This window comes from Bacillus sp. 2205SS5-2 (assembly GCF_037024155.1).
Classification (GTDB): Bacteria; Bacillota; Bacilli; order Bacillales; family Bacillaceae_K; genus Bacillus_CI.
The window spans coordinates 53027-65297 of the sequence record NZ_JAYKTS010000011.1 but is presented as its reverse complement, the minus strand read 5'-3'; the positions used below and the strand labels follow the sequence as shown (position 1 = coordinate 65297).

The following is a 12271-nucleotide window of genomic DNA, read 5'->3' as shown; positions in this document are numbered from 1 at the left end:
AAAAGATTGATCAAAATGAGTGCTTCTCTTTAAATTGATAGCTTAATTTTTATAAAAAGTTTGATCAAAAGTATACTATCCAAAGGGGGAAAACGGTACATCTTTTTTGAAACCGGTATGACTTTATTGTAAACGGTACATCTTTTTTATAAACGGTACGACTTTATTTCAAATCCACAGTTGGTTTGGAATAAAGTTTGATCAAAACAACTGATAAACCTTAATAATATCGCGAACAAAAAGAAGCCATTTTGAAAAAAGATTGATCAGAACGGCTTCTTTCATTGTGAATTAGTGTGCAGTTTTTATAAAAAAGTTGATCAAAAATTTCCATAAACCTCTATATATCAATATTTCCTCTAATACTCTCCTTCTAAAACGGTTAAACTTTTTTCAAAGTAATCAAACTTTATTTTATCAGAAGTGGGTTTTGTCCCAGCCTCTTTTTCTATTTTTTATTCATCAATCAATCATTTTCACTATTTCATCAATAACCAATTTAGGTTGATCTAAATGAATATAGTGACCAGCACCTTCGACTGTAATGTGAGTATTATGGTCAGATAATGAAGCAATATCTTGTTGTAGCATAGCCCAAACTTGTTCCGCTTCGTTGCCTAAACCATGTTCTGTAGCTGATAGGACGGTAATCGGAATGGTACGTAATGGATCTGATTCTCGGGAGTCTAAAGCTTGTTGAAAACTATTCATAACAGTTTCATAGTCTCCTTCGGCTGTAAACTGTTCATAATAAAATTCTTTCATTTCTTCTGGTAAATAAGGTTCAATCATTAGCTCCTCTTGACTTTCATGTGAACTGTCAATGAATACTATTCCATCTAACTCGTCTCCAAATTTTTCTGCATATACACGAGCATTGATTCCTCCAATGGAATGGGCAACAATTACATAAGGTGCCTTAATTTTTGATTTTTTAATCGCTTTATGAAGTTGCTTTGCATGATGTTCAGCGTCCTTTGGCATTTCACCATTACCACTTTGACCTAACCCTACTCGGTCATAAGAGAGGGTTTGGGTTACTTCAGATATTTCCGCTTGAAGTCCATTCCAATTACTAGAGTCATCTCCATAGCCGCTCTCAAAAACGACAGCAGGTTCATGCATATCTCGATTCTCAGATCCTTGGACATTTACAAAAAGGTCCACCTTTCCAACATCCACCTTACTAGAGAAATCTTCGTGTGGTTTAGCGGATGCAGTAGTGTTAGTACCGATGAATAGCATGGAGACGGATAAAGATACGGTTAATATTGTTTTCTTCATAGATTTATTCCTCCCTTGTTCTAATGGTAGTTATTAGACAAAAACCCTAAAAGTCCTTCAAGGATTATCTCTCGCACATTACAAATTAATACATTTCTAGGACTAGAATCTATATATTGGTTAAGCGGAAGTGTATCAAAACAATCCCCCTATAAATAAATTTATAGGGGGATTGTTTATCATTCTGTTACTCCAAGTTCTAAATTAACGAGCACATCTTCCGAAATCGCATTATCACCTCCTAATACAAAGACTCGCCCACTCTTGTTTTTTAAATAATCTTTCACTTCTTGACGTGTTTCCGTTGGGTGTATCAATACTATCTGCGCTCCAAATTGGTGAGATAAACCGGAAGCGACTACCGCATCCGGATAGTCTTGTTTGGTAGTAGAGGTAGACTCACCACGAACCAAAATATAATTAAATCTAGAATCAGATAAATGCTGAGCTGCAGCAACACTCGTCGCGTATCGATTTGATCCTGCAATGCGATTCACAGTAATCCCTTTTGATTCTAATTGAGCTGAGAGCTTTTCTGATATTACAGCTTTCCCTCCATAAATATCGACAGAAGTAATGGTATCAGGTAGATTAACAGGTAATTCGTCGCTATTTGCTAAATAAATTGGTTCTGCTACAAGAGAAGCATGAGCAGAAGCCGAAAGAGCATCTGCCACAGTATACCCGTTCACAATAATTGCGTTCGTATTGGTAAAATTGACTCTTGAAACAATTTTGTTGATATTAGCAGCAGTATCAAAACGAGTAGCCCCTGCTACACGCTCTACATCGTATCCTAGTTTCAGTAATTTTTTTTCAACTGTGGTACTTATCGCTGAAGTTCCACCAAGCAAATAAATTTTATCAGTTTTTAGTCTACTAATTTCATTGAGTACAGATTGATCTATTCTCGATGGATAGGTTAATAGTATTGGAGCATCTTTAGCACCTGATAAACCAGATCCTGCTAAAGCATCGACAGGATTGTCAGCTCTTGCAAGAATGACAGATTTTTCATGAGGATATTTCAACCCTTTCGGCCACCCTTGTTTAGACACTTCTATCGCAGTATCTAATCTTGTTTTCCCAGAAAAGCGAATATAATCTCCTACTTCTTCTCCATCAGCCCCAACTATATAGAACGTTAACATTTCATGGATGTTTGGTGAAAATGGATTAGAAATTTCAAAGGTCTGTCCACTATATTCCACCGTTCCGTTATAAAGGCCACTCAAATGAAAGTTACCTGCTCCGAAATATCCCACAATAACTGGTTCACAAAAGTTATTCGGACTTACACCATTTTCAAAACCTACATTATTGATACTAATCGTCATCTCACATTGCCCATAATCAGCTTCACTTCCATTACCAAAAGCTACGTTTGTCGAACTAAACATAGCTATTACAAGCAAGCTACTTAATAATTTATAGAATTTCATTTATGTTCTCCTTTTTCTCCTTATACAAAGACCTATTATTGAATTAGACGTTTGGTTCTATAGTTTTCAGGAGTTATTTCAATGCTCTGTAAATCGAAATACATTTTTTTTATCTTAATATATAATTTTTGCGAATTCTCATTGTTCATTTCTACCAACTGACCAAGTAACTTATCTGTATCTAATAATCGTAACCCATTCTTATGAGAAAAAGTCACTTCAACATCCATACTGTTCAACGTAGTCAATATCTTTTCTAATTCCTGTATCGCAAATTTATCTTTTTCATGCCGATAAATAACAGAAAAAATTATATAACTTATCATTATCCCGATAGCCAATTGCAGCACAATAGATACACTTTCTGCTATGGTTAGAAGGTTGTAAAAAACAACATTATTTATCACTGAATAAAATGGGGACAATAGCGGTTCTAGCAAATAGTTCAAAAACACGTATAACAACATCATATTGATCAATGTACGTACTAAGGATTTGCTTATGTATCTAACATATTTGGCTCTCTCTACAACAAACAGAATGATGTTTTCTACTAATTTGAAATACTCCAGAAAAGTAAATTCTTTCTTTAATTTTCGTAAATTTAATTTCGTAAACCATAAAGTTGTCACTACAAAACTAGCAATAATTAAGAAAACCTTACTAGTCAGAGCAGGTACAGCGGACCCATTGGATAACGTTGTGACTGAGTACATTGTTGCTGTTACCAATATGAAAAATAGTGATATCCCTACTAGCATTTTCCTATCGATTACTGTGTTTAGAAAACTTGACTTACTTGTATCCATTTTATTCTCCTTTATTTTTAATTCTTAATACTAGTATGTTTATTGAAACAATAGAAGTCTTTAAATCTCTGTATAGCTGTTGGTTTGGAATAAAGTTTGATCAAAAACATCTTCCAATCCTCAATATTATTGCTAACAAAAAGAATCCATTTTGAAAAAAGATTGATCAAAATAGATTCTTCTCCTGAAGATTCAATGTGAATTTTTATAAAAAAGTTCGATCATTTTCTACCTTTGTTATTCGACTATCAGCGCCCAACTCTTGAAGACTTGAATTCGAGATAATCTTTAAAAATATTTATAGCTGTATTCAAAAGAATCCCCTGTATTAGTACTATCTAATAAAAATCGCATTCCTAAAGATAAGAACAAATATCCTAACAAATGATAAAGTTTTTAAAGTTGAATAACTCACATCGACCCAATCTATTCATCTCTTAAATAAATAGATAAATAACAAAAAATGAGATAAATATTGTATCAATGACTAACAAGTATAATCCAACATTAGATTTTTTTACCTTTACTAAGCTAAAATTAAATACGCTATCATACAAACTTATAACAAATAAAACAAATGAAATGATAATTACAACAGTGTTTTCTGTAATTAACACTGCAAGTAAATAAATCAACCACCTTCGAAAGAAATTAAACATCATAACAAAAAGAAAGAAGGGAATAGAATTTGGATTTATATCCAACTCAGCATCGGAAGAAATCTCACTAATTCCCTTTTTTATATTCTTAAAATCCCTTAAGTAGTCAATATTAATCCACAATACAATTATGCAGTATACGATTATATATACTTCTTCAATGTTTTTTACCAGATCCATAACTATAAACACCACACTCCCATTGACTAATTGCTCACTTTTTCTTCCATATGTTTAATAAAGCACTTACGATGTTCATACTACGTTACATAAATATCCATTTAATAGGCTAGTCTTCAACAATATAGTTCTTATTTAGAATGACTGTTGTTGTTGATGTTTATTCCACCGTCGAAACAAGGAGTGCACCCATTAAAAATAATAGGAATAGCAACGAGCAATTTCAAAATACCACTCCCTAGCATCCTCTAGTTTAATTACAATTATTGCAAATATTCTATATTTACACAATCTTTCATTCAGTTATATGGCCCTTTATGTCGGTTTGGATTAAAGTTTGTTCAAAAATATCTCACAAACCTTTATACTATCACCTGCAAAGAGAAGCCATTTTGAAAAAAGATTGATCAAAATGACTTCTTCTCCTGAAGGTTAATTGTGGATTTTTATAAAAAAGTTCGATTATTTTCTACCTTTGATCCACAAGCGCTCCCGATTGCCGAAAATATGAATTCGAGGTAACTCCAATTATGTAGTTAAGTTATAATGTTGTTATTTGGAAGTAGGGGCGAATAAATTTACTGAACAGTTTCTTCGAAGTGTTCAGTAAACTTCTTCTCGTTCATCCATTTTAAAATGAAAATCATGGGTCCCTCCTCACCTTTCTCAGAACTATGATGAGGAAGGTGGGAATTCTGGAAATACTATGGGACACTGTGGTGGTCTAACGGGTGATGGACAAGTTTGTGGTAAAACGTCTCTAGGTTGACAGAAGTCGGCTTCTAATTCTACGGCTACAGGGAATGTAGACTGAATACTTTGGCAAAGGGTCAGCTTAATGATTACATTAGAGAATGTGATTTGTCCGCCCCCTGGAGATTCAGTAAGAGTGCCCGTGCTCACGAGAAAACACTCTCGTTGAGTATAAGTGATATCAATGTTGGTTCCAGTAGGCGCACATAATACGACTTGCTCAAAGAGAGAAAATCGTTGAGGACCACTAACACCTGTGATGGCTAGACCTACTGGTATATTTAAATCCCCAGCTCCAAACTGACTCTCTCGTACAGGTACTGTTGGATCGGATATATCATAGATTTCAATGGTACCATCAGAAGAATTACTTACATAGAGGATCGAACCTGTAATTTCTAAACCTGTTGGCCCAGATAAATCCCCGGTTCCAAACTGATCCTCTCGTACAGGTACTATTGGATCAGAAATGTCATAGATTTCGATGGTGTTATCGCTTAAATTACTTACATAGAGGATCGAACCTGTAATTTCTAAACCTGTTGGCCCAGATAAATCTACAGCTCCAAACTGATCCTCTTGTACAGGCGCTGTTGGATCGGAAATGTCATAGATTTCGATGGTGTTATCGCCGTTATTACTTACATAGAGAATAGAACCGGTGATGGCTAAGCCTGATGGCTCATCTAAATCTACAGCTCCAAACTGCCCCTCTCGCACAGGCACTATTGGATCGGAAATATCATAGATTTCGATGGTGTTATCATTTATATTACTTACATAGAGAATGGAACCGGTGATGGCTAAACTTACTGGTTGATCTAAATCTCCATCTCCAAACTGCCCCTCTCGTACAGGTGCTGTTGGATTGGATATATCATAGATTTCAACGGTGGAATCGTCTCTATTACTTACATAGAGAATAGAACCGGTGATGGCTAAACCAAATGGCTCATCTAAATCTCCACCCCCGAACTGGCCTTCTCGTACAGGCGCTGTTGGATCGGAAATATTATAGATTTCGATAGTACTATCGTCACTATTTGCCACATACAAATACTGTTCCTCTGTATTGCCACTTCTAAAGACCGTTCCATCGGCCAACATAATCATGAACGTAATCATTACATTCTTTTGAATCGTTACCCATTGTAGCGTTACTTCTTCCCCATCAATGATAACCGTACGATCTTCCCTACTCACGATCTGAAAGGGATTCGTGGGATCAGGTAGTACCTCACATGTAGTCGTTACTCCTGATAAGTCTGCTCCAGCAGGTAATCCAGGGAAAGAAATCGTTGTATTCCCTAATGGTAACGTGAAATCAGCTTCATTGATGATCCAGTCATACACCTTGTGAACATGTATACAAATGGGTTCTTGTCCATCTTGAAAAGGATTGAGTTGCATCATTTATTGTCAACTCCTTTCATAGTATCATTCTATGAAAGCTCAAAGGAGTGGGTGTGGACGCTCACCTACTTTGTGTCGCTCTTTGGGTCAAAAGGTTAATATCCTCTTTTCTCAAACTACCACATAGCAATTTCATTGGAGTTCACTTCACAAGGCTATTTCCGCAAAATGGACAGAATTTAATTGGTATAAATATACTTTCTTCACCTTCACCATAACTTGAATCATATATTTCTGTTGTCACTTCCATATATGGGCTACCGTCAATTTTAGAAATTTCTAACTTATCTCCATTCCGTAATTCTTTTATGGCTAAATTCATTTCTTCACATTGATGATCTTTGATAGACATTTCCTCACTCCTTTACTTCGCTTTTTGTGTAAAGAGGATAGTTCAATTAATTATTGAGCGCTTATCTCTCCACTCCAACCACATTTACAAAAGTAATTCCAACAAGTCGTTTCTAAGTGTTGCTTTGAAATAAAGTTTGATTAAAAACACCAAACAAACCAACATTTTACGTTAATTGAAAAGAACCCGTTTTGAAAAAAGTTTGCTCAAAACGGGTCAATTCTTTGTGAAATAATTTGCATTTTTTATAATAAAGTTTGCTCATTTCCTGCTGTTAATCTGCAACAATTGTCCCCGATAGTTGATTTTTTTAACAAACAACTACATTGTTTTCTTTAACTTCAATTACTTGTGTATTTGAAATGGGCAAAAGATTTAACGTGGAACCATAATGAACAATTAAATCCGATGCCGCGTCCTTAAATGGCTCGTTAATACAGTGAGGAACAGGATAAAATCCAACTAAGTTCAGACCTTCAAATGTGTTCAAGTTTGTAGCTTTTTCTTTATCATCCATAAATCTCACATACTCTATATTAGGAGAAGTTACTATTGCTCCTGCCGATTCCCCAATATACAATTTTCCCGAATCAACTTGTTCTTTTATTATCTTATCTGCTCCTGATCTTCTCAGCTCTTGCAGCAGGAAAAACGTGTTTCCTCCTGAAACATAGATAAAATCATTTCGTTCCAATTTTTCTTTAATCTCTTCTTGCGTTGCTACAGCAACATCAAGTTCTTCAACTATCACGCCCAACTTTTTGAATTCTTCTTTTGCTGTATAAACATAGTGAACGACTTCTTCTGGGATACTCGCAGTAGGAATGAATGTTAAAATTTTCCCTTTTAAATCCTCATCAACAAATTCCCTGAATAGATCAACTACATCTTTAAACGAAGATGTTAAAAATATTTTCTTCATATCAATTCTCCTTTTTCGTTATTGCTTTTATACAGATTTGAAAATCCCTTTAACAAAATTTGGCTCGATTGCGGTATAACCTTATATTATTTTTACCATAAAAAACACCCTTTGGACAATGCAAAATCCAAAGGGATAAAGCTTCGCAACTTTTTCACAAACGTCGCATCTTTATTTTAAACATCGCGAGTTTATTTCAAATCCACACTAAGTAGCCGTCATTCTTTATTATCTTTCCAGTGCGTGCTGAACGAATTACACCTACAGCATGTTGTTCGTATATCTTTAAATTCTCGTTGTTACACTTAGGGCACTTTTCGTATTCCATTTTAATCACCTCAATGTGTCACAGTTTTGGTCAATTCTTACCCTATTTTGTTGAAATACTCATTAAGATTCAGCTTCTTCGTGCATTTTATCAATCCACGAAATTAAACCTTCTATTGTTGGATTAGTCTTCTTTTCTTCACAATCAAGCATATAATATTTTACGCTTTCGCCTATGTCCGAAAGCCAGTTTGATCTAAACTAACCTCATAGTGTATAGCAATAATAAAGTTGTTTAATTTTTGCTCTAGAAACGAAGTAACCACCTAACAAATAATTTGATAAGTAGTTTTAAAGTTGTTTAATTTCACTAGTGTTGCATTAATTTAATGTAAATATTTAAAATACTCACAATCTTCAATTTTATTATTTTATGCAAAGAAAAAGTCCTTTATAATGGATAAAGTCAGGTGGTAACCCGTCCCAATCCACTAAAAAGGACCAAAATCATGGACAAGATTACACGAAAAACTTCATTTGGGCAATGGTTTTCTCCGATAAATTTTCAATCATTTGAAAAAGATGTGAAAACCATGCAATATAACCGTTATACTAAAAAACTAACTATGGATTCATTTCTAAAACTTATGCTTTTTGCACAAGTAAAACAATCTGATAGCCTTTACGATTTGAGGGATGCTCTAATTGATGACGACTTTCAGCAAGGCGTCAACATAGAGTCCATCAGTGTTTCGCAACTTTCTCGTCGATTAAACAGTATTCACCCTGATATTTTTCAACGGCTGTTTCTAGATTTAGTCGTGCAGATTCATCAAAAAACAAACTATGCGAAAATCCCTATGCCATTAAAAATCATTGATTCGAGTACACTACCTTTAAATTTGACCTACCACCAATGGGCGGAGTTTCGGAAGTCAAAAGCAGGTGTGAAATTACACCTCCGCCTTGTATTCATGGAAAACGGATCATCCTACCCGGAAAAAGCGGTCATTACAAACGCCATTGAACATGACAAGAATCATCTCGAAGTTTTAGTTGATGACAAAGAATGCATGTATGTGTTCGACCGAGGCTATATAGATTATGAACGCTTTGATCGGATGACCGATGAAGGGTATTTTTTCCTTTCGAGATTACGGAAAAACGCCGTGACACGAGTAGTTTATGACTTCGAAATTCCAGAGGATTCTTCTGTTCTATCGGATCAAATGATGTTGATTGGTACCACGCAAAATCGAGCAGAGAACTATTTTCGCTTACTTAAGGTCATCGATTCAAAAGGAAACCTACTTAATTTAGTTACGAATCGTTTTGATTTAGAACCTGATGAAATTTCAGAAATGTACAAATCACGCTGGGCAATTGAATTGTTTTTTAAATGGATCAAACAACACGTAAAGATAAAGAAATTTTTTGGTCAAAGCGAATGGGCCATTCATAATCAAGTCTTCATTGCGTTAATCACGTATTGTTTACATGTCCTAGCTCAACAAACCACGAATAGTAAACGGACAATTTTACAAATAACGCGTTACTTTATAGGAACCATCTGGAAACCAGCACGTACTTGGATCCGGAAAGTCGAAGGAAAAACTATTCCGTAATATAAAATAGGTCGTGTCGCTACTGTATAAATGGAAATAAAAACCAAATGGACGAGCCACTTTTGTTCAGGTGCTGAATTTTTTGCTCTTAACAACGAAAACAATATAACTGAATATTAAGTCTTTATTTATGCAACACTAATGGACCATTATGAATGTAATAATTATTGAGTATTTTAAAATCATAAAGAAAAACTCTGGATAAGGAGTTTCCTCTAACGAAACCATTCCATCAACATCTGTTGTACTTCTAACCCTTTGTATCAGGACTATCATCAATGAGAAAGAAGTAATAAAGGAATATATACCAGTTTTTACTAAAGTCCTCTCCACAAAAATCCTCCTTAATCTAAATTGTTCATTTCACCTCTAACACAATTGTAACATTTTGTGATTTATTTAGTGCCTCCTTATTCCATAAAACTGCCCAATAATTGAACAAGGGCAATAGCCAGATCAATTAGATGATCTTCAGTTATTGCCCCCTTTACATGAAGATGAATTCAAAAACTCTTAAACTCCAAGGTTGCTTACTATCCAAGTTGAAAATATAATTCCGCCTATTGTATTAACGACTCCCAAAACCATAATTATCTTTCCTTGATTACCTACTTCATAATCTCTTCTTAAAACTAATCCAAGAAAAAACGCAATTGGGCCAAACACAATTGGACTAAATAGATAAGGAAAAAATGCCGAAATCCAACTTATTGTTAACAATATTTTCCTTCCATCTTTCTGTTTAATAGTCTCTCCCATAAGTAAATACCCCCTAATTATTTGCTGAGTTTTATCACAAAACATATTCTTCTTATTTCATAAACCTGCCCTTTAATGGAGTATTGATAAAACCGAGACCAGCTCCTGATCTTCAGCTATTGCCCAATTTAATGGAATAACCATCTCCCCAAGGACGAGGCGACCTGGGTTTGAGTTTTAAAATATCGATTAGAAAACTCGGTTAAAAGTTGCGGCTATCTTCGAAAATAATTCAGATGGTGATGGGAAACCACGATCAATAAAGTACAACTCATTTATAATAAGAAAGAGAAGTGAAACCAAGACAGCAATAACAATAAATATTGTCCATATTTTTCTATCTCTATCTCTTTTTACATTTTTATACTTCCTCTTTCTGTATAAACTTTGAGCCATTCGTAGCCGTTGATTTTTATCTTGTTTATCGGCATTCATAGCTTACAATCCCTTCTTTCAACGATCAACTTATATGTTTAATACAAAAAACCTAATACTTATCTATCGTTACTCCAATAGACTTCCTAATAAAATGTGCCTATTAAAGAATCCAGCCCCTTTAACTTTATTCCAATTATTTCAAAATCGAACAGATCATTCAAGAAAAACTATAAATAAAAAAGAAGCTCATCTAGTTCCGGATAAGCCTCTATAATTGAAATCCTAAATAAAAGTTCGCTTTGATAAGAGAATAATCAAACCGCACAGTAACGCTACAATAACTAAAGAAAAAAAGTATAAAGCTGGTGAAATTGTAGCGCCAAATCATATTCTGTTGGGTAGTTTTTCAACATTGTTCCAAGCAGCTTCCATATCAGGAACATACCTCTTCGTCCTTATATAGCCTATTGTCATCGTACTAATGAAATAAACTATATGAATAGTAATTGAACATAAAATTGCTTGAATTATTACTTTCAATTCCAATCACCCTTCGAATTCATCAAAATTATAATTTCATTTGTTCAGCTATACTGCGGATTTTTTTACGCTGCTGTCCAGTTGGTAGCCGCATTCACTTATTCCGTTAAGCTGCCCGTTAATCCAATAACACCAACAAAATAGCGTTAATCCTTCTTGGATCAACGCCCATTTTTTTCTTGAGTAAGCCTTTATTAGAATTCCTATTCTTTTATTGCTTCAATTTTTCTAATAATCCACCATCATCTATATTTCGTATGATCGAAATTTCCCCATTTTCATTTAAGTTAATTCTTCCAGTGACATTTGCTGTGTTTGTTAGTTCACCTTTATTGTACTCTACTTTAACTTTGTACTTGTAGGTAGCATTTTCAGTGTCACCCTCTATTTTTTGTATGTCAATGTTAGTTGGCTCTAATTGATAGCCATTTTCATATGCAAACCTGAGATATGTCAATGCCCAATTTTTATTAACAAATTGTTTTAAGTCTGCAACTAGCGGCTTATAGTTTTCTTCTACATACTCTTGTAAATCAGGTGGATATGCACCCTCTTGCTCAAGGGCATTAATTAGTTCATCACTAGGACCTGTAAATTCATTTTCTAAATAAGTTTGGATTGTTTTCATATCCTCATCATCTTCCTTTGAAGAACTACACGCTGCCATTAAAACTGAAAAAAAAGCTAAAACCAATAATATCCTGATTAAACCAAAGGCATCTTTCATAATTATCCCCCTTTAATTATTTACGTACTGAAAAAAGAAAGTTTCAAATATCTAATAACACAAAGATAATATTCCTTATTCATAAACACTTTAGTAATTAGAAACTCAATTACTTAATTTTTAAATTTCCATTCGCTTTAACCTGTGCTTACCTTAATATT

Annotated in this window: 10 protein-coding genes; 1 reads left to right on the top strand and 9 read right to left on the bottom strand. The window is 34.3% G+C overall.

Annotated features, from left to right (window positions below):
- Window positions 1–462: 462 nt before the first annotated feature.
- From U8D43_RS09445 to U8D43_RS09420, 6 genes are all read right to left on the bottom strand, one after another.
- On the bottom strand, window positions 463–1284 hold the full coding sequence (locus tag U8D43_RS09445; RefSeq protein ID WP_335870937.1) for an alpha/beta fold hydrolase: 822 nt from the start codon (window positions 1282–1284) through the stop codon (window positions 463–465).
- A gap of 179 nt (window positions 1285–1463) precedes the next feature.
- Entirely contained in the window at window positions 1464–2726 is a 1263-nt protein-coding gene (locus U8D43_RS09440; RefSeq protein ID WP_335870936.1) for a cell wall-binding repeat-containing protein, read from the bottom strand.
- A gap of 35 nt (window positions 2727–2761) precedes the next feature.
- The gene (locus U8D43_RS09435) at window positions 2762–3535 is read right to left on the bottom strand and encodes a hypothetical protein (protein WP_335870935.1); all 774 of its coding nucleotides are present in this window, start codon (window positions 3533–3535) and stop codon (window positions 2762–2764) included.
- Between the two features lie 1511 nt (window positions 3536–5046).
- Entirely contained in the window at window positions 5047–6540 is a 1494-nt protein-coding gene (locus tag U8D43_RS09430; RefSeq protein ID WP_335870934.1) for a BMQ_0737 family morphogenetic spore coat protein, read from the bottom strand.
- 142 nt (window positions 6541–6682) lie between these two features.
- Window positions 6683–6892 carry a hypothetical protein gene (locus U8D43_RS09425; RefSeq protein WP_335870933.1) on the bottom strand — a complete coding sequence of 70 codons (210 nt, stop codon included), beginning with the start codon at window positions 6890–6892 and terminating at the stop codon, window positions 6683–6685.
- Window positions 6893–7202: 310 nt separating this feature from the next.
- Complete coding sequence (locus U8D43_RS09420; RefSeq protein ID WP_335870932.1) at window positions 7203–7814, bottom strand: Type 1 glutamine amidotransferase-like domain-containing protein; 612 nt, start codon at window positions 7812–7814, stop codon at window positions 7203–7205.
- 776 nt (window positions 7815–8590) lie between these two features.
- Here U8D43_RS09420 and U8D43_RS09415 point away from each other — a divergent pair.
- A complete protein-coding gene (locus U8D43_RS09415) occupies window positions 8591–9706 on the top strand; it encodes an IS4 family transposase (protein ID WP_335870931.1) in 1116 nt (371 codons plus the stop codon).
- Between the two features lie 513 nt (window positions 9707–10219).
- Here U8D43_RS09415 and U8D43_RS09410 read toward each other — a convergent pair.
- The 3 genes from U8D43_RS09410 to U8D43_RS09400 form a co-directional block, all read right to left on the bottom strand.
- The gene (locus tag U8D43_RS09410) at window positions 10220–10465 is read right to left on the bottom strand and encodes a hypothetical protein (RefSeq protein ID WP_335870930.1); all 246 of its coding nucleotides are present in this window, start codon (window positions 10463–10465) and stop codon (window positions 10220–10222) included.
- A 189-nt stretch (window positions 10466–10654) separates the two neighbouring features.
- Window positions 10655–10900: a hypothetical protein gene (locus tag U8D43_RS09405; protein ID WP_335870929.1), complete on the bottom strand. Its 246-nt coding sequence runs from the start codon at window positions 10898–10900 to the stop codon at window positions 10655–10657.
- A 694-nt stretch (window positions 10901–11594) separates the two neighbouring features.
- Window positions 11595–12110 (bottom strand): hypothetical protein, encoded by a 516-nt coding sequence (locus U8D43_RS09400; protein WP_335870928.1) that lies wholly within the window; start codon window positions 12108–12110, stop codon window positions 11595–11597.
- Window positions 12111–12271 lie beyond the last annotated feature (161 nt).